Source organism: Pseudomonas sp. 2995-1 (assembly GCF_002742505.1).
Classification (GTDB): Bacteria; Pseudomonadota; Gammaproteobacteria; order Pseudomonadales; family Pseudomonadaceae; genus Aquipseudomonas; species Aquipseudomonas sivasensis.
In genome coordinates, this window is record NZ_LJSA01000332.1 from 189,036 (window position 1) to 206,417 (window position 17,382).

Consider the following 17,382-nt stretch of genomic DNA (forward strand, 5'->3'; position numbering starts at 1 on the left):
GTTAGTTCGGTGCTGAATGCACTATCGCCATCGCGGGCAAGCCCGCTCCCACATTAGACCGCGATCCAAATGTGGGAGCGGGCTTGCCCGCGATAGCGCCAGTTCAGACAACGCAGACTGACTTAGTCTTCCAGCAGCTCTTCAGCCTGACCCAGGATGTTTTCCAGGGTGAAACCGAACTCTTCGAACAAGGCTGGAGCCGGCGCCGACTCACCGTAGGTGGTCATGCCGATCACGCGGCCTTCCAGGCCCACGTACTTGTACCAGTAGTCGGCGTGAGCCGCTTCGATGGCGATACGCGCGCTGACCTGCAACGGCAGGACCGATTGCTTGTAGCCAGCATCCTGGGCTTCGAACACGCTGGTGCACGGCATGGACACAACGCGCACGTTACGGCCTTGGGCAGTCAGCTTGTCGTAGGCCTGAACGGTCAGGCCCACTTCGGAACCGGTGGAGATCAGGATCAGCTCCGGCTCACCCACGCAATCTTTGAGCACGTAGCCGCCACGGCTGATGTCGGCGATCTGTGCGTCGGTACGCACTTGGTGCTGCAGGTTCTGACGGGAGAAGATCAGCGCCGAAGGGCCGTCTTTACGCTCGATGGCGTGCTTCCATGCCACGGCGGATTCCACCGCGTCGGCTGGGCGCCAGCAATCCAGGTTCGGCGTGGTGCGCAGGCTGGTCAGTTGCTCGACCGGCTGGTGCGTCGGGCCGTCTTCGCCCAGACCGATGGAGTCGTGGGTGTAGACATGGATCACACGCTTCTTCATCAGCGCAGCCATACGTACCGCGTTGCGCGCATATTCCATGAACATCAGGAAGGTTGCGCCGTAAGGCACCAGGCCGCCGTGCAGGGACACGCCGTTCATGATGGCGCTCATGCCGAACTCGCGCACGCCGTAGTACATGTAGTTGCCGCTGGCGTCTTCGGCCGAGACACCTTTGCAACCTTTCCACAGGGTCAGGTTGGAACCGGCCAGGTCAGCCGAACCGCCGAGGAACTCAGGCAGCAGTGGGCCAAAGGCGTTCAGGGTGTTCTGGCTGGCTTTACGGCTGGCGATGGTCTCGCCCTTGGCCGCGACTTCGGCGATGTAGGCCGAGGCTTTTTCCGAGAAGTCGGCAGGCAGGTCGCCAGCGAGGCGGCGAACCAGCTCATTGGCCAGCTCTGGGAATTCGGCGGAGTAGGCAGCAAAACGCTGGTCCCATTCGGCTTCGGCCGCCAGGCCTTTTTCCTTGGCGCTCCACTCGGCGTAGATGTCGGCCGGGATTTCGAACGGGCCGTGGTTCCACTTCAGCGCTTCACGGGTCAAGGCGATTTCCGCGTCACCCAGTGGGGCGCCGTGGCAGTCTTCTTTACCTTGCTTGTTCGGCGAACCGAAGCCGATGGTGGTCTTGCAGCAGATCAGGGTCGGCTGCGCGCTCTTGCGAGCGGTGTCGATGGCAGTCTTGATCTCTTCCGGATCGTGGCCGTCGACATTGCGGATCACCTGCCAGTTGTAGGCTTCGAAACGCTTAGGGGTGTCGTCGGTGAACCATCCTTCGACTTCGCCATCGATGGAGATGCCGTTGTCATCGTAGAAGGCGATCAGCTTGCCCAGGCCCAAGGTACCGGCCAGGGAAGCGACTTCGTGGGAAATGCCTTCCATCATGCAGCCATCACCCAGGAACACGTAGGTGTGGTGATCGACGATGTCGTGGCCAGGACGGTTGAATTGCGCGCCCAGGACTTTTTCAGCCAGTGCGAAACCTACAGCGTTGGCCAGGCCTTGGCCCAGGGGACCGGTGGTGGTCTCGACGCCAGGGGTGTAGCCGAACTCAGGGTGACCCGGAGTGCGGCTATGCAGCTGGCGGAAGCTCTTGAGGTCATCGATGGTGACGTCGTAGCCGGTCAGGTGCAGCAGCGAGTAGATCAGCATCGAGCCGTGGCCGTTGGACAGCACGAAGCGGTCACGGTCGGCGAAGGACGGGTTGCTCGGGTTGTGTTTCAGGTAATCACGCCAAAGTACCTCGGCGATATCCGCCATGCCCATCGGGGCACCGGGATGGCCGCTGTTGGCTTTTTGCACGGCATCCATGCTGAGGGCACGAATGGCGTTGGCACGCTCACGACGGCTGGGCATCGCTGTTCTCCTGAGGATTTTGAAGAGTGAATGATTAAAAGAAACGGAAAAAAGGACCGGCATTTTCCCTCAGCCACCGCCTGCGGGCAATGACAGATAGTCACTTGTGGCTGTTTTTCCTGTGCTTTGCGCAGCAATCGCCTGCATTGACCGCCTACTTGTTCGTCTAAAAGTTATAGCGGCTGCTTATAACCGCCACTTATCGATCAATATCAAAACTTTTTGATATTGACCTTGCGAGGATATCCACCCGTCACTAGACTGCTGCCCTTATGAATCTACCCGTGCCCTCACTGCGTCCCGACGACGGCGATGAACTTGCAGCCTTGTGCAAGGCCGCTGGCGACCCGTTGCGTCTGAACGTCTTGCGCGCACTGGCAAACGATTCCTTCGGCGTCCTGGAACTGGCGCAGATCTTCGCCATTGGCCAGTCCGGCATGAGCCACCATTTGAAGGTGCTGTCCCAGGCCGACCTAGTGGCCACACGCCGCGAAGGCAATGCAATTTTTTACCGCCGCGCCCTGCCCCACACCGACCTGCTCGGCGGCAAGCTGCACGCCTCCCTGCTCGAAGAAGTCGACAACCTGAGCCTGCCAACCGACGTACAGTCGCGTATCGGCCAGGTTCACGGGCAACGCGCAGCGGCGAGTCAGGATTTTTTCGCACGGGTGGCCGAGAAGTTTCGCGCGCAGCAAGACTTGATCGCCGGTCTGCCGCAGTACCGCGACAGCGTGCTGGCGCTATTGGACAAGCTGAGCTTCAGTGATGAGGCGACCGCGTTGGAAGTCGGGCCTGGGGACGGCGGTTTTCTGCCGGAGTTGGCGCGCCGCTTTCTTCAGGTAACCGCGCTGGACAACAGCCCGGCGATGCTCGAACTGGCGCGCCAGTTGTGCGAGCGTGAATCGCTGCGCAATGTGACCCTGCAACTGGCTGACGCTTTGAGCGGCACACAGATCAAAGCCGACTGCGTGGTGCTGAACATGGTCTTGCACCATTTCGCCGCCCCCGCCGACGCGTTAAAGCAAATGGCCGGGTTGCTGCACCCCGGCGGTAGCCTGTTGGTTACGGATTTATGCAGCCACAACCAGAATTGGGCCAGGGAGGCCTGCGGTGATCTCTGGTTGGGTTTTGAACAGGACGATCTGGCCCGTTGGGCCACCGCTGCGGGGCTCGTTCCCGGGGAAAGCCTCTATGTAGGCTTACGTAATGGTTTCCAGATCCAGGTTCGCCATTTTCAGCGACCGGCTGGCGACACTCACCATCGGTAATATCAGGAAAACATCGAGATGAGCGAATACTCCCTTTTCACCTCCGAGTCCGTGTCTGAAGGGCATCCGGACAAAATCGCCGACCAGATTTCTGATGCGGTGCTGGACGCCATCATTGCTGAAGACAAGTTCGCCCGTGTGGCGTGCGAGACTCTGGTGAAAACCGGTGTAGCGATCATCGCTGGCGAAGTGACCACCACCGCCTGGGTTGACCTGGAGCAGATCGTCCGTGACGTGATCACCGACATCGGCTACACCAGCTCAGACGTCGGCTTCGACGGCGCGACCTGCGGCGTGATGAACATCATCGGCAAGCAGTCCCCAGACATCAACCAGGGTGTCGACCGTGCCAAGCCGGAAGACCAGGGTGCCGGCGACCAAGGCCTGATGTTCGGCTATGCCAGCAACGAAACCGACGTGCTGATGCCTGCACCGATCACTTTCTCGCACCAGTTGGTACAGCGCCAGGCAGAAGCCCGCAAATCCGGCCTGCTGCCATGGCTGCGCCCGGACGCCAAGTCCCAGGTGACCTGCCGCTATGAAGGCGGCAAAGTCGTCGGTATCGACGCTGTTGTATTGTCGACCCAGCACAACCCGGACGTGTCCTACGCCGACCTGCGTGAAGGCGTGATGGAGCTGATCGTCAAGCACGTACTGCCGGCCGAGCTGCTGAGCAAAGACACCCAGTTCCACATCAACCCGACTGGCCAGTTCATCATCGGTGGCCCGGTGGGCGACTGTGGCCTGACCGGTCGCAAGATCATCGTCGACAGCTACGGCGGCATGGCTCGTCACGGCGGCGGCGCGTTCTCCGGTAAAGATCCGTCCAAGGTTGACCGTTCGGCCGCTTACGCAGGTCGTTATGTGGCCAAGAACATCGTTGCTGCCGGCTTGGCCGAGCGTTGCGAGATCCAGGTGTCCTACGCCATTGGTGTGGCCCAGCCTACGTCGATCTCGCTGAATACCTTCGGTACCGGCAAGATCAGCGACGACAAGATCGTTAAGCTGGTGCGTGAGATCTTCGACCTGCGCCCTTACGCGATCACCACCATGCTCGACCTGCTGCACCCGATGTACCAGGAAACCGCAGCCTACGGCCACTTCGGCCGCACCCCGGAGCAGAAGACCGTCGGCGACGATACCTTCACCACCTTCACGTGGGAAAAAACCGACCGCGCCAACGACCTGCGCACCGCCGCCGGCCTGTAAGTACGCGTTGCACCCAAAAGCCCTGCCGGGTTCGCCCGGCAGGGTTTTTTATTGCCTGCGCGATCACCTTCACATTTTTTGGATCCAAACCTTGCAGGCCCAATGATGGCCCTCTAGAATCCGCGCCCTCTCGGGCCCTCTACCTTATTTGGATATTGCCCTGCGCCAGCCCGGGATAGACACGCGCGCAGGCAATCGAACATTGAGGTTTTTCATGCGCATCTCCACGCTCGCCCCTGCTGCCCTTCTGCTCAGCCTGTTCGCCCTGCCGGCCCACGCCGCCGATCTGAGCGCACTGAGTGGCGCCCTGAGCTCCCAGTTGGGTGGCGGTAACTCCGGCGACTGCCAGAAGCAAGCCGCGGACCTGCAAACCAAAATCGATGCGGCCGAAGCCAGCAAAGACACCTTCAAAGTGAAGGCCTTCAAAGCGGCGCAAGACCAGATCAACAAAGGTTGTGACAAACTGTCTGAAGCCCAGGCCAAAGCCGATGCCAAGCAGCAAACCCAGGAAGCCAAGGCTGACAAGCCGGATGCCGTGAAAGCCTTGGGCGGTCTGTTCAAGTAAGCAGAAACACCCGGTAAAAAGCCCCGCACTGTCGGGGCTTTTTTGTGGCCGGGAGGTTCATTTAGGCTGGGCACCCTTTCCGAGCAAGGATGCTCATGATGCGTTTACTGATTGCTCTGTCACTCAGCGCGTTGCCCTTTTTGGCATGGGCCGAAGCCTGTACCGATGAGGCCAGAACCCAGGTCGACACCCTGGCCGAACAGGTCCGTCTGTGGGACGACAGCTACCACCGCCTCGGCCAATCACCCGTCCACGATGAACTCTACGACCAAGCCCGCCAGCGCCTGGCCCATTGGCGCCAGTGCTTCCCTCAAACCCTCGCAAAACCTGACAACCCGCTGGCCGGCGCTCGGGGCACCTTCCGGCATCCCGTTGCTCATACTGGCCTGGAAAAACTGCTGGATGAACAGGCCGTCGGTGCCTGGCTCGATAGCCGACAAGACGTGTGGATTCAACCCAAGGTCGACGGGGTTGCAGTGACGCTGGTGTATCGTCAGGGCCGGTTGGAGCAAGTGATCAGCCGCGGCGATGGCGCACTTGGTCAGGACTGGTCAGCTTCCGCCCGCAGGATCCCCGGCATTGTCCAGCAACTGCCGGAGCCCATCGACGTGGTACTGCAAGGCGAGCTCTATTGGCGCTTGGACGACCACGTGCAATCGACCACTGGTGGGCTCAATGCCCGCAGCAAGGTGGCCGGCCTGATGAACCGTCGACAGCTGAGTGACGCCGACGCCGCTGGTATAGGCCTGTTTATCTGGGCCTGGCCGGACGGCCCAAGCGTATTTACCGAGCGCCTGGCCACCCTGGCACGATGGGGTTTCACCGACAGCCTGCGTTACAGCCAGCCCATCCGAACTCTCACCGAAGCCGCGCACTGGCGCATGTATTGGTACAACCACTCACTGCCCTTCGCCAGTGATGGAGTGGTGCTGCACCAAGCATCACGAGCGCCCGGCAAACGCTGGCAAGTCAGCGCCCCCTACTGGGCGGTCGCCTGGAAGTACCCCACTTCCAAGGCGTTGGCTCTGGTACGCAAGGTGCAGTTCAAGATCGGCCGCACGGGGCGCATCACCCCCATTCTGGAGTTGGAGCCGGTGCGGCTGGACGATCGGCAGATCCGCCGGGTCAGCGTCGGCTCCTTGAAACACTGGCAAGCGCTGGATATTCGCCCTGGCGACCAAGTATCCATCAGCCTGGCGGGCCAGGTGATCCCTCGGTTGGACCACGTGATCCTGCGCAATCCCACGCGGATCGACCTGCCAGTGCCCGACCCGCGAGACTTTCACGCCCTGAGTTGCTGGCAACTGGACCCAGGCTGCGAAGAACAGTTGCTCGCACGCCTGACCTGGCTGAGCAGCAACCAGGGCCTGGCGTTACCGCACATGGGGCGCGAGACGTGGAACGTATTGATCCAGGCCGGTCTAATCGCAGGCTTTCTCGATTGGTTAACCCTGGATGCGGCAGAGCTTGCTAACATTGATGGCTTGGGTGAGCGCAGCCGCACCCGACTGCTCGACAGCCTTCACAGCGCTCGGCAACGACCCTTTGCACAATGGCTAAAAGCCTTGGGTGTGCCGCCTGCGGCCCGCAGCAACCTGGAAGGAAACTGGCAGACACTGGTTGCCAGAGACACCCAGGCCTGGTTGGAGATCGATGGCATAGGTCCGGCTCGTGCAGCGCAACTGAGCGCTTTTTTTCGCGACCCGCAGGTACAGTCCTTAGCTGAAACATTACGTGTGGCCGGAATAGACGGGTTTTGAACGCGCCCCCAGCCACCTTTAAACCACCGCAGAATTCACCCTGCCCTTTGCGAATCTGGAGCCCCACATGAAATTCCTCGCCCCTTTTGCCCTGCTGACCGTCGCAAGCTTCATGGCCACGCCGCTGCTGGCCGCCGAAGAAGCCACCCAACTCACCGGCTGCGCCGCTAAGCGCCAAGCCATCAGTACCCAGATCGAACAAGCCAAGGCCCATGGCAACAGCGACCAACAAGCCGGCCTGGAAAAAGCCCTGAGCGAAGTCACCGCCAATTGCACCGACGCCTCGCTGCGCAAGGAGCGGGAAAACAAGGTGCTCGACGCCAAGCACGACGTCAGCCGCCGTCAGGCGGACCTCGACAAGGCAATGAAAAAGGGCGACGCGGAGAAGATCAACAAGCGTAAGGACAAACTTGCCGAGTCCCGCAAGGAACTGCAGGACGCCGTGGAAGAACTTGACCAGTAAAACCGGTCAGTGGTCCCGAAACTGTTTATGGCAGGCACTGCAGGCATCTTCGACTTTCTGTACGGCAGGGGAAAGGTTACTGGCCTTGTAGGGCTGCACTTGGCTGGCGATCACCAATTCACCGGTGGCCGCCTCCAGGTCGCGGGCCAACTGCTGGAATTGCGCTTGTTTTTGCCACACGTCATCCTTGGCGCTGGTGTGATCTTCCTCGCGCACGCTCGGAAAGTGTTTCCAAGGTTCATGGGACAACGCATCGAGCTTGACCGCGCCCTCAGCGAACTTCGCCCCGTCGAACGCAATGCGTCCGCGCAACATGCCGCCCAGGTCTTCACCGGTCTTGAGCATCTGCTTGAAGATCGCCTTGCGCTGGCCCAAGGGCGAATTCGGATCGACACCGCCGCAGGCAGACACTGCCAGGCAGGCCAACAATACAACCGTCAATTTTTTTAAAGTCATGGTGGCTCAGGGTCACGGGAAACGGCGGCCAGTATCCTCGCCCCACCCGCAAAGACCAATAGCCCTATTAATAATAAGGGTTGCCCAACGGCGCTACGGCGCGGGCAACCGTTTCAGGAATTACATGTATGAGTCTCACATTGAAACCCTGGAGCCGCCGCCTGGCATGGGCTCTGCCGATGATTGCGCTGCTGGCCGGCTGCGACGCGGGCAAGGACACCGGCAAAGACACGGCCAAAGATGAAGTTGCCAAACCCCACGCCGTCGCCACCTATGTAAACGCACCTTGGGAAGCACTGCCGGCGGTGTCCGACAGCGACCTGCTGGCCGGCTTTGAGTCATGGCGCAGTGCTTGCCAACGCCTGAAGGCCGACCCTGTATGGGGCGCGACCTGCGCGGCAGCGGCCAGCGTGCCGGGCAATGCTGTGGCGGTGCGAGGCTTTCTCAAGGAGCGTCTGGATGTGTTCGGCTTGCGCTCGTCCGAGAACACCCCTAACGGTTTAATCACCGGCTACTACGAACCGGTCTACCCCGGCAGCCTGACCAAGACTGCCACCGCCCACGTGCCGGTGTATGGCGTGCCGGATGACCTGATCATCGTCAACCTGGAAAGCATTTATCCTGAACTGAAAGGCAAGCGCCTGCGCGGTCGTCTTGAAGGTCGCGTGCTCAAGCCTTATGACGATGCCAGCGCCATCAACGGCCAAGGCTCCACAGCTAAGCCGATCGCCTGGCTGACCAACCCGATGGACCTGCAATTTCTGCAAATCCAGGGTTCAGGCCGCATTCAATTGAAAGACGGGCGCCAACTGCGCGTCGGTTACGGCGACCAGAACGGCTATCCCTACCGCCCTATCGGCCGCTGGCTGGTGGAGCAAGGCGAGTTGAAAAAAGAAGACGTGACCATGGGCGCCATCAGCGCCTGGGCGAAGGCGCACCCGGAGCGAATCCCGGAACTGCTGGCGAGCAACCCCAGCTACGTGTTCTTCAGTGCTCGCCCCGACAGCAACGAAGGCCCACGTGGCTCGCTGAACGTGCCGTTGACCGCCGGCTACAGCGTGGCGGTGGATCGCAAAGTCATCCCGCTGGGCAGCCTGCTGTGGCTGTCGACGACAAAGCCCGATGGTTCGCCGATCGTTCGACCGGTCGCGGCCCAGGACACCGGCGGTGCAATTACCGGTGAGGTGCGTGCGGATTTGTTCTGGGGCACCGGCGATGCGGCAGGTGAGCTGGCGGGGAACATGAAGCAGCAAGGGCAAATCTGGATGCTATGGCCCAAGGGCGCAGCGTTGCCGCAGGTGCCGGAGATACTCTAGATCAACTGTGGGGGCGGTTGGACTTGCCGCCCCTCACAAGTGGATCTGCGTCACGGCTCAGATCGAGACAAAGAAGAAACTCGCAATCAACGCCATGCCCACGAACCACACCAGTGAACGCAGGATCGCCCAGTCGGCCACGTAGCAAATGATGTACAAGAGGCGGCTGGTGATAAACAGCACGGCCAGTACATTGATGGTCACCAGTTCGGCCGTACCCGCCAGGTGCGCGATAATCACCGCCGCCGCAAATGCCGGGGTGACTTCAAAGCTGTTGAGCTGGGCGTTGTGGGCGCGCCGAGCGAACCCATCGAGAGTCTCCAGAAAAGCGCGAGGGTCATGGTTCTGCCGAGGCCCGAACTTGCCCTGACTGAACTTGGCCAACCCTGTGCACAGGTAAGGCAAGAAAATTGCGATCAACACACACCAGAAAGCTACCGTCATCACTGATTCCTTTTTAGTTTTCTATTTTTAATTTGAAACAGAAATTAGAGTTTTAGCACCAATTCTGGCAAGCCGCACCCACCGCTATGAGCCGCCACACGCCAAAAGGTTCTACCGGTGTTTTGCGCCCTGCCTGCAACCTCAGGCCGTTGTGGCGGTCCATCCACCCACTCATGACTGATCTTTCCCACTCCAAGGACCCCGGATGCTTGAACTTGTCGCCGCCTTCATTTGCCTCACCACCCTGCTCACCTATGTGAACTTCCGTTTTATCGGACTGCCGCCCACCATCGGTGTGATGGTCACGGCCCTGCTGTTTTCCCTGATCCTGCAAGGCTTGAGCGTGCTCGGCTACCCAGGCCTTGAGGAGCGTATCCAGCAACTGATCGGCCAGATCGACTTCGGCGACTTGCTGATGAACTGGATGCTGTCATTCCTGCTGTTCGCCGGCGCTTTGCACGTCAACCTCAACGATCTGCGCAGCTACCGCTGGCCCATCGGCCTGCTGGCAACCTTCGGCGTGTTGATCGCCACCGTAGTGATCGGCAGTCTGGCGTACTACATTTTTGCCCTGTTCGGCTGGCACGTGAGCTTCCTCTACTGCTTGCTGTTCGGCGCACTCATCTCACCCACGGACCCGATTGCGGTACTCGGTGTATTGCGAACCGCCAATGCGTCGAAACCGCTGAAAACCACCATCGTCGGCGAGTCGCTGTTCAACGACGGTACAGCGGTGGTGGTATTTACCGTGCTGCTGGGCATCGCACAATTGGGCGAGACGCCTACCGTGGGCGCCACAGCCATGTTGTTTGTCCATGAAGCCGTTGGCGGCGTGGCGTTCGGGGGGCTGATCGGCTATCTGGTCTACCTGATGATCAAGAGCATCGAACAGCACCAGATCGAAGTCATGCTGACCCTCGCCCTGGTGATCGGCGGCTCAGCGATGGCCACCGAGCTGCACGTCTCCGCCCCGATTGCGATGGTGGTGGCCGGGCTGATCATCGGTAACCTCGGGCGCAAGCTGGCGATGAACGACATGACCCGTCGCTACCTGGACGGTTTCTGGGAATTGCTCGACGACATGCTCAACGCTCTGCTGTTTGCGCTGATCGGCATGGAATTGCTGCTGTTGCCGTTCAATTGGCTGCACGTATTCGCGGCCAGTTTGCTGGCAGTGGCGATCCTGCTCTCACGCCTGCTAACTGTGGCCCCGGCGATCCTGCTGCTGCGCCGCTGGCGTACCGTGCCGCGCGGCACCATCCGTATCCTCACCTGGGGCGGCTTGCGCGGCGGGGTTTCGGTGGCACTGGCGCTGGCCCTGCCACTGGGGCCGGAGCGCGATCTGCTGCTGAGCATCACCTACATCGTGGTGCTGTCGTCGATCCTGCTGCAGGGTTTGAGCATCGGCAAACTGGTCAAACGCGTGACCCGGGACGACCCCCAGGCCACGCCTGACGCTCACTGATCCTTGTCGATAGGTTGCGGATGCCTTGGGTCCGCAGCCTTCTTACCCGGCAAGCTGCCTTCACTGCGAATCTGCGCATGGCTGATCAAGGCAAAGATAAAGCTGCCACCGATGATATTGCCGGCCAGAGTCGGGCCGGCAAACACCAGCCAGAAATCCTTCCACGGCAACTCGCCGGCGAATACCAGATAAGACACTTCCGCAGACCCCACCACGATATGGGTGAAATCCCCCAGCGCCATCAGGTAGGTGATCAGGATAATGATCCACATCTTGGCGCTTTCCATCGACGGGATCATCCACACCATGGTGGCGATCATCCAGCCGGAGACGATGCCTTTGGCAAACATCTGGCCGGTGTCGTTCTCCATGATCTTGCGCCCGATTTCCAGGAAGGCCTGGTCGGTCTTTGTGTCGAAGATCGGCAAGTGCAGCATCACATACGCCACCAACAGGGTGCCGCAAAGATTACCCACCAGCACCACCGACCACAGCCGTAACAGGCGCCCGGCATTGCCAAAGGTCGGCTTGCTCATCACCGGCAGCACCGCGGTCAGGGTGTTTTCGGTGAACAGTTGCTGCCGCGCAAGGATTACCGCGAGGAAGCCCGCGCAGTAGCCGAAGCTGGCAATCACCTTGAAGGCTTCACCCTCGGGAAGACGTGAATTGAGCAGTCCCATGGCCATCAGCGACAGGCCCATGGTCAGTCCGGCCGCCAGTGCCGACCACCACAAAGCGGCAACACTGCGCTCCAGCTCCTGATCTCCCTGGGTGCGGATAATTTCATGCAGGACCGCAGCGCGGGGCGGCTGGTTGTCGTCGACGTCCTGTTGCTCTTCCTGGGATAAGTTGGGGGTCTTGCCGTCTTGTTGCGTGGCCATGGCGATACCTGAACGGGGGGGCGGTGTTCAGGTACGACCTATGGCCGATCAATAGCGTTCACTGGTCCGACGCAGGATTATTCGCTGACGCCGTCGTCCTGGAACTGGTCTTTGACGTACTTGATCTCGGTACGCCCGTGAGGCGCCGGCAATCCGTCTTCGCCGAGGTTGACGAAGACCATTTTCTCAACCGTGAGGATGCTCTTGCGGGTGATCTTGTTGCGCACTTCACAGGTCAAGGTGATGGAGGTGCGGCCGAACTCGGTGGCGGTGATGCCCAGTTCGATGATGTCGCCCTGGCGCGAGGCACTGACGAAGTTGATTTCGGAGATGTACTTGGTCACCACCCGTTGGTTGCCCAGTTGGACAATGGCGTAGATGGCTGCTTCTTCGTCGATCCAGCGCAGCAGGCTGCCACCGAACAGGGTGCCGTTGGGGTTGAGGTCTTCAGGTTTTACCCATTTGCGGGTGTGGAAGTTCATGGTCACTCCAAAGCGTCTTGCCGAATGATGGGCGACATCATGGCAGAGCCCAGGCCCAAGCTCTATGAGCCATTGCCTATCAAGCCCATGAACGATCTTCATGCCGCCGACAGAAAGGCTTGGGAAGTCTGGCGCACACGGCTATAATCGCCCCCGTTTCAAAACGGTCATCTTCGATTGATACCGTTCTCCCGCCACCTGTCCGAGGGGCGCTGCAGCAGGCTAGGCCTGTCAGGCTCGGATGGGGCGTTGTCCGGCCTGATTCCCCTGGCCTGATACTAAACGCACAACGGCGCCCATTCGCACACTACGAATGGAGGCTCTTCATGAGCGCTGTCAACACGCCTGCAGATTTCACCGACTACAAAGTCGCCGACATGTCCCTCGCTGCCTGGGGCCGTCGCGAAACCTTTATCGCCGAATCCGAAATGCCAGCCCTGATGGGTCTGCGCCGCAAGTACGCCGCTGAGCAACCACTCAAAGGCGCGAAGATCCTCGGCTGCATCCACATGACCATCCAGACTGCCGTGCTGATCGAAACCCTGGTTGCCCTGGGTGCCGAAGTACGCTGGTCGTCCTGCAATATCTTCTCGACTCAAGACCAGGCCGCCGCAGCTATCGCCGCTGCCGGTATCGCGGTTTATGCCTGGAAAGGCGAGACCGAAGAAGAGTACGAGTGGTGCCTGGAACAAACCATCCTCAAAGATGGCGCGCCTTGGGACGCCAACATGATCCTCGACGACGGCGGCGACCTGACCGAGCTGCTGCACAAGAAATACCCGGCGATCCTGGACCGTGTCCACGGCGTCACCGAAGAAACCACCACCGGCGTACACCGCCTGCTGGACATGCTGGCCAAGGGAGAGCTGAAGATCCCGGCCATCAACGTCAACGACTCGGTGACCAAGAGCAAGAACGACAACAAGTACGGCTGCCGTCACAGCCTGAACGACGCCATCAAGCGCGGCACCGACCACCTGCTGTCGGGCAAGCAAGCCCTGGTGATCGGCTACGGTGACGTGGGTAAGGGTTCGTCCCAGTCCCTGCGCCAGGAAGGCATGATCGTTAAGGTCTCCGAAGTCGACCCGATCTGCGCCATGCAAGCCTGCATGGACGGTTTCGAAGTGGTTTCGCCGTTCATCGACGGCGTCAATGACGGCACCGAAGCGAGCATCGACAAAGCCCTGCTGGGCAAGATCGACCTGATCGTGACCACCACCGGTAACGTGAATGTTTGCGACGCGAACATGCTCAAAGCCCTGAAGAAGCGCGCCGTTGTCTGCAACATCGGTCACTTCGACAACGAGATCGACACCGCTTTCATGCGCAAGAACTGGGCATGGGAAGAAGTGAAGCCGCAGGTACACAAGGTTCACCGTACCGGCGCTGGCGATTTCGACCCGCAGAACGATGACTACCTGATCCTGCTGGCTGAAGGCCGTCTGGTTAACCTGGGCAACGCAACCGGCCACCCGAGCCGCATCATGGATGGTTCATTTGCCAACCAGGTACTGGCCCAGATCTTCCTGTTCGGCCAGAAGTACGCCGACCTGTCGCCAGCCCAGAAAGCCGAGCGCCTGACCGTGGAAGTACTGCCGAAGAAACTCGACGAAGAAGTGGCCCTGGAAATGGTCCGCGGCTTCGGCGGCGTAGTGACACAACTGACCAAGACCCAGGCCGACTACATCGGCGTGACCGTCGAAGGCCCGTTCAAGCCGCACGCTTACCGCTACTGATTTGCCTGTGCCCGCTCTCTATCTTAAGGGGAGCGGGCTTTATGTGGGAGCGGGCTTGCTCGCGAATGCGGTGTTTCAGTCAACTTATTCTTCACTGACATACCGCATTCGCGAGCAAGCCCGCTCCCACATTGACGGTGTACACACTCCGGCTTCTGAGTTTCAAAGGGTATGACCATGTCCCAAGACCGTCGCTACAGCTTCGAGTTCTTTCCCACCAAGACCGATGCTGGGCATGAAAAACTGATGGCGACTGCCAAACAGTTGGCAAGCTACAACCCCGACTTCTTCTCCTGCACCTACGGCGCTGGCGGCTCGACCCGTGATCGCACGATCAACACCGTGTTGCAGCTGGAAAGCGAAGTCAAAGTTCCCGCCGCGCCGCACTTGTCGTGCGTGGGCGACAGCAAGGACGACCTGCGCGGCCTGCTGACCCAATACAAACAAGCCGGCATTCAGCGCATCGTCGCCCTGCGCGGCGACTTGCCCTCCGGCATGGGCATGGCCAGCGGTGAGCTGCGCTACGCCAATGACCTGGTGAGCTTCATCCGTGAAGAAAGCGGCGATCACTTCCATATCGAAGTGGCGGCTTATCCGGAGATGCATCCTCAGGCGCGCAATTTCGAAGACGATCTGCAGAACTTCGTACGCAAGGCCAACGCTGGCGCCGACAGCGCGATCACTCAGTACTTCTTCAACGCCGACAGCTACTTCTATTTCGTCGAGCGCGTACGGGCCATGGGTGTGAACATCCCGATCGTGCCGGGCATCATGCCGATCACCAACTACAGCAAGCTGGCACGTTTCTCGGACGCCTGCGGTGCCGAAATCCCACGCTGGGTGCGCAAGCAACTGGAAGCCTATGGCGACGACGTCAAGAGCATCCAGGCGTTCGGCGAACAGGTCATCAGCGAAATGTGTGAACGTTTGTTACAAGGTGGCGCGCCGGGGTTGCACTTCTATACCCTGAACCAGGCTGAGCCGAGCCTCGCTATCTGGAACAACCTTAAACTGCCACGCTAAGCCGGTTTAATAGCAGTTCCCGGCCCTCGTTATCACGGGGGCTTTTTTCGTCTACATGTCCCCGGAAAGGAAGCCAGCAGTAAATGAATACAGCGTCCCCGACTCCTCGCCCCCAGCTGATTTACCTGGTATTCGGCGCCGAGACCTACCATCAGGAAGCCGTATTCAGCATCGCCAGTGCCGTTGCCCAACTGGGCGGGCCTCAGGACATGCCGTTAGACATCCAAGTGTTCAGCGACAACCCGGCCCCGTACCGTGGCTTGCCAGTACAGGTCCACACATTGGACAGCGCCACGCGACAACGCTGGAGCGAACCCCACGGCTACCATTTCCGTACCAAACATGTGCTGTTGCGTCAGGTGCTGGAAACGGCGGAACTGGCGCTGCTGATCGACACCGATACATTTTTCCACGACTCGCCCATGGCATTGTTCGAGCGCGTAACACCGGGCACCGTGCTGTGCAACGCCTTCCAGGCCAAGTATGGCGACAACCGCGAAAGCGTACTGTATGAAGCCCTGGCCAAATACCTGGCCGACAAAGGCCTCGCCGACGATGATATGTGGCTGCTCAACTCAGGCGTGATGGGCTTGACCCGGCAGGACGCGCACATTCTGGACCGTTCGATCGAGTTGATGGATGAGCTGTTCCCCATGGCTCACGGCGCCTACACCCTCGAAGAGTTCTGCCTGTCAGTAGCCGCGTACCGCACGCTCAACGTGCGCCAGTGCCCGGACCTGATCCATCACTATTGGAGCCGCAAGCAGTTGTTCCGGGCCAAGGTCAAGGCGTGGGTAACCAAGCATGCCGCCGACCCTCTCTGCACCCAGGCCCTGGCCGATACACGCAAGGTCTCCGCCCACCTGCCCCGCCCACCACGCTTGCAGCGCCTGATGTACAAACTGATCACCCTGGCGCTGCCCAAGCGCAAGCAGCAGTTCATCCGTGAGATTCTCTACGGCTGCTACGAGCACGAAAATGAATTCGACAAGGCCTGCGGCCCAGTTTGGTGGGAAAAAGCCCTCCAAAACCAGGAAGAACGCCAGAAATGCCCGGTGGACGCACACCAACTCGAACACTGGTTCGCCAACCCCGTGGTGCGCCTGATTCTGGGGGAGCGACGCGCAGCCATCTATGAACACCTGATGACCTCGCCCACAAAATAGAGCGGCCCGCAGAAGCTTAAGCCAGAGCTTCTCTTTAACGCACGGGCGTCGTAACCTCAGGGCATGCCTGTCATTCTGAAGCTGTTGATCGCCGCGTTTTTCACTTGCCTGAGCCTGGCCGCTTACGGCGAGAAACTGCGCATTGTCACCGAGCCCTGGGCGCCTTATGTGTATGAAGAAGACGGCGCCATGCACGGGCTGGATTACGAAACGACGGTGATCGTATTCCAGCGCCTGGGGGTCGAAGTGCAATGGCAGTTCCTGCCCTGGAAGCGCTGTCTGGCCATGCTTGATCAAGGCCATGCCGATGGCGCGCTGGATATTTTCCACAGCCACGACCGCGACGCCCTGCTGCTGTACCCCAGCGAACCGCTGTCGGAAGTGGAGTTCGTAATGTTCTACGCCAACGACCGTCCGCATCCGGTCCAAAGCCTCGACGACTTGCGTGGCCTCACAGTCGGCACGTCGCCAGGCTACCTGTACGGATTACCCTTCAGCGACTCCACCTTATTCAACCGCGAGCCGGCCCCCAGCCATGAAGCCAACTTCGGCAAATTATTGCTGGGGCGCATCGACCTTGTGATCACCGACCGCCGGGTTGGCCAGCACGTGATCAAGACACTGGGCCTGGAAGGCAAGGTCAGCCAGGCCCCCGTTGTCGTCAGCCGCCAGCAGCAGTACCTCGCCGTACGTCGTGGCGCAGGCATGGACCTGCTGGTGCAACGCTTTGCCGCAGAGCTCAAACGCTTCAAACAGGAGCCGGCCTACACGGCATTGAGCGCCAAATATGGTGGATTCGAAGCGATTACGGCGTCCGGACACACCGTTGAGCAGCAGGAAAGCGGCGCACCGTGATTGCTCTGCTATACTCCGGCCTTCCCGCCAGGCTTACGCCCGGCCGCTGAGGTCTTGAAAAAGGCACCCAACCCCGCTACTGCGCAGCTTTCAGCCCGCGCGAGCCGGTGGAGTGCCCGCCAGACGCAGCAGGACCGGACGGGATTGCGCTCCCCTAAGCGCCATTCACGCCC

The 17,382-nt window shown here is 60.2% G+C and carries 16 protein-coding genes and 1 riboswitch; of the genes, 11 read left to right on the forward strand and 5 right to left on the reverse strand.

Going from position 1 to position 17,382, the window contains the following annotated elements; translation table 11 throughout:
* Positions 1 to 122 precede the first annotated feature (122 nt).
* A complete protein-coding gene (gene tkt, locus AOA61_RS09815) occupies positions 123 to 2,120 on the reverse strand; it encodes a transketolase (protein WP_099601676.1) in 1,998 nt (665 codons plus the stop codon).
* 272 nt (positions 2,121 to 2,392) lie between these two features.
* Here tkt and AOA61_RS09820 point away from each other — a divergent pair, with 272 nt between their 5' ends.
* The 5 genes from AOA61_RS09820 (at position 2,393) to AOA61_RS09840 (ending at position 7,385) form a co-directional block, all read left to right on the forward strand.
* Entirely contained in the window at positions 2,393 to 3,388 is a 996-nt protein-coding gene (locus AOA61_RS09820) for a metalloregulator ArsR/SmtB family transcription factor (RefSeq protein WP_099601677.1), read from the forward strand.
* Between the two features lie 18 nt (positions 3,389 to 3,406).
* Positions 3,407 to 4,597 (forward strand): methionine adenosyltransferase, encoded by a 1,191-nt coding sequence (gene metK / locus AOA61_RS09825; RefSeq protein ID WP_032884058.1) that lies wholly within the window; start codon positions 3,407 to 3,409, stop codon positions 4,595 to 4,597.
* A 214-nt stretch (positions 4,598 to 4,811) separates the two neighbouring features.
* Entirely contained in the window at positions 4,812 to 5,162 is a 351-nt protein-coding gene (locus tag AOA61_RS09830; protein WP_032884059.1) for a DUF1090 family protein, read from the forward strand.
* Positions 5,163 to 5,257: 95 nt separating this feature from the next.
* Complete coding sequence (gene ligB, locus AOA61_RS09835; protein WP_099601678.1) at positions 5,258 to 6,922, forward strand: NAD-dependent DNA ligase LigB; 1,665 nt, start codon at positions 5,258 to 5,260, stop codon at positions 6,920 to 6,922.
* A gap of 67 nt (positions 6,923 to 6,989) precedes the next feature.
* Positions 6,990 to 7,385, forward strand: a complete 396-nt coding sequence (locus AOA61_RS09840) for a DUF1090 domain-containing protein (protein ID WP_095185109.1) — start codon at positions 6,990 to 6,992, stop codon at positions 7,383 to 7,385.
* Positions 7,386 to 7,391: 6 nt separating this feature from the next.
* Here AOA61_RS09840 and AOA61_RS09845 read toward each other — a convergent pair whose 3' ends face one another.
* The gene (locus tag AOA61_RS09845) at positions 7,392 to 7,841 is read right to left on the reverse strand and encodes a cytochrome c (RefSeq protein WP_099601679.1); all 450 of its coding nucleotides are present in this window, start codon (positions 7,839 to 7,841) and stop codon (positions 7,392 to 7,394) included.
* 128 nt (positions 7,842 to 7,969) lie between these two features.
* Between AOA61_RS09845 and AOA61_RS09850 the strand changes: the two genes are divergently transcribed.
* On the forward strand, positions 7,970 to 9,157 hold the full coding sequence (locus tag AOA61_RS09850; RefSeq protein WP_099601680.1) for a murein transglycosylase A: 1,188 nt from the start codon (positions 7,970 to 7,972) through the stop codon (positions 9,155 to 9,157).
* Positions 9,158 to 9,214: 57 nt separating this feature from the next.
* Here the strand turns inward: AOA61_RS09850 and AOA61_RS09855 are convergent, their stop codons facing one another.
* A complete protein-coding gene (locus AOA61_RS09855) occupies positions 9,215 to 9,601 on the reverse strand; it encodes an MAPEG family protein (RefSeq protein WP_032884065.1) in 387 nt (128 codons plus the stop codon).
* Between the two features lie 205 nt (positions 9,602 to 9,806).
* Here AOA61_RS09855 and AOA61_RS09860 point away from each other — a divergent pair, with 205 nt between their 5' ends.
* Positions 9,807 to 11,066, forward strand: coding sequence for a sodium:proton antiporter (locus tag AOA61_RS09860; RefSeq protein WP_032884066.1), 1,260 nt, complete (start codon positions 9,807 to 9,809; stop codon positions 11,064 to 11,066).
* Here AOA61_RS09860 and AOA61_RS09865 read toward each other — a convergent pair.
* Positions 11,060 to 11,947: a formate/nitrite transporter family protein gene (locus AOA61_RS09865; protein ID WP_032884067.1), complete on the reverse strand. Its 888-nt coding sequence runs from the start codon at positions 11,945 to 11,947 to the stop codon at positions 11,060 to 11,062. The two genes, AOA61_RS09860 and AOA61_RS09865, sit on opposite strands and share 7 nt — an antisense overlap.
* Positions 11,948 to 12,024: 77 nt before the next feature.
* Positions 12,025 to 12,429, reverse strand: a complete 405-nt coding sequence (locus AOA61_RS09870) for an acyl-CoA thioesterase (RefSeq protein ID WP_032884068.1) — start codon at positions 12,427 to 12,429, stop codon at positions 12,025 to 12,027.
* Between the two features lie 198 nt (positions 12,430 to 12,627).
* Positions 12,628 to 12,734: riboswitch (S-adenosyl-L-homocysteine riboswitch) on the forward strand.
* Positions 12,735 to 12,755: 21 nt separating this feature from the next.
* Here AOA61_RS09870 and ahcY point away from each other — a divergent pair.
* The 4 genes from ahcY (at position 12,756) to AOA61_RS09890 (ending at position 17,209) form a co-directional block, all read left to right on the forward strand.
* Positions 12,756 to 14,165: an adenosylhomocysteinase gene (gene ahcY, locus AOA61_RS09875; RefSeq protein WP_032884071.1), complete on the forward strand. Its 1,410-nt coding sequence runs from the start codon at positions 12,756 to 12,758 to the stop codon at positions 14,163 to 14,165.
* Positions 14,166 to 14,342: 177 nt separating this feature from the next.
* Positions 14,343 to 15,188: a methylenetetrahydrofolate reductase [NAD(P)H] gene (gene metF / locus AOA61_RS09880; RefSeq protein ID WP_032884515.1), complete on the forward strand. Its 846-nt coding sequence runs from the start codon at positions 14,343 to 14,345 to the stop codon at positions 15,186 to 15,188.
* An 83-nt stretch (positions 15,189 to 15,271) separates the two neighbouring features.
* The gene (locus AOA61_RS09885) at positions 15,272 to 16,354 is read left to right on the forward strand and encodes a hypothetical protein (protein WP_032884073.1); all 1,083 of its coding nucleotides are present in this window, start codon (positions 15,272 to 15,274) and stop codon (positions 16,352 to 16,354) included.
* Positions 16,355 to 16,417: 63 nt separating this feature from the next.
* On the forward strand, positions 16,418 to 17,209 hold the full coding sequence (locus AOA61_RS09890) for an ABC transporter substrate-binding protein (protein WP_032884074.1): 792 nt from the start codon (positions 16,418 to 16,420) through the stop codon (positions 17,207 to 17,209).
* Positions 17,210 to 17,382: the final 173 nt, after the last annotated feature.

What these genes read in the sequence shown, in the direction of transcription:
- AOA61_RS09890 (WP_032884074.1), top strand. Translation starts at nt 16,418, where the DNA reads ATGCCTGTCATTCTGAAGCTGTTGATCGCCGCGTTTTTCACTTGCCTG.
- AOA61_RS09865 (WP_032884067.1), bottom strand. Translation starts at nt 11,947, where the DNA reads ATGGCCACGCAACAAGACGGCAAGACCCCCAACTTATCCCAGGAAGAG.
- AOA61_RS09840 (WP_095185109.1), top strand. Translation starts at nt 6,990, where the DNA reads ATGAAATTCCTCGCCCCTTTTGCCCTGCTGACCGTCGCAAGCTTCATG.
- AOA61_RS09860 (WP_032884066.1), top strand. Translation starts at nt 9,807, where the DNA reads ATGCTTGAACTTGTCGCCGCCTTCATTTGCCTCACCACCCTGCTCACC.
- AOA61_RS09870 (WP_032884068.1), bottom strand. Translation starts at nt 12,429, where the DNA reads ATGAACTTCCACACCCGCAAATGGGTAAAACCTGAAGACCTCAACCCC.
- AOA61_RS09850 (WP_099601680.1), top strand. Translation starts at nt 7,970, where the DNA reads ATGAGTCTCACATTGAAACCCTGGAGCCGCCGCCTGGCATGGGCTCTG.
- AOA61_RS09855 (WP_032884065.1), bottom strand. Translation starts at nt 9,601, where the DNA reads ATGACGGTAGCTTTCTGGTGTGTGTTGATCGCAATTTTCTTGCCTTAC.
- metK (WP_032884058.1), top strand. Translation starts at nt 3,407, where the DNA reads ATGAGCGAATACTCCCTTTTCACCTCCGAGTCCGTGTCTGAAGGGCAT.
- AOA61_RS09845 (WP_099601679.1), bottom strand. Translation starts at nt 7,841, where the DNA reads ATGACTTTAAAAAAATTGACGGTTGTATTGTTGGCCTGCCTGGCAGTG.
- AOA61_RS09830 (WP_032884059.1), top strand. Translation starts at nt 4,812, where the DNA reads ATGCGCATCTCCACGCTCGCCCCTGCTGCCCTTCTGCTCAGCCTGTTC.
- tkt (WP_099601676.1), bottom strand. Translation starts at nt 2,120, where the DNA reads ATGCCCAGCCGTCGTGAGCGTGCCAACGCCATTCGTGCCCTCAGCATG.
- ahcY (WP_032884071.1), top strand. Translation starts at nt 12,756, where the DNA reads ATGAGCGCTGTCAACACGCCTGCAGATTTCACCGACTACAAAGTCGCC.
- ligB (WP_099601678.1), top strand. Translation starts at nt 5,258, where the DNA reads ATGATGCGTTTACTGATTGCTCTGTCACTCAGCGCGTTGCCCTTTTTG.
- metF (WP_032884515.1), top strand. Translation starts at nt 14,343, where the DNA reads ATGTCCCAAGACCGTCGCTACAGCTTCGAGTTCTTTCCCACCAAGACC.
- AOA61_RS09885 (WP_032884073.1), top strand. Translation starts at nt 15,272, where the DNA reads ATGAATACAGCGTCCCCGACTCCTCGCCCCCAGCTGATTTACCTGGTA.
- AOA61_RS09820 (WP_099601677.1), top strand. Translation starts at nt 2,393, where the DNA reads ATGAATCTACCCGTGCCCTCACTGCGTCCCGACGACGGCGATGAACTT.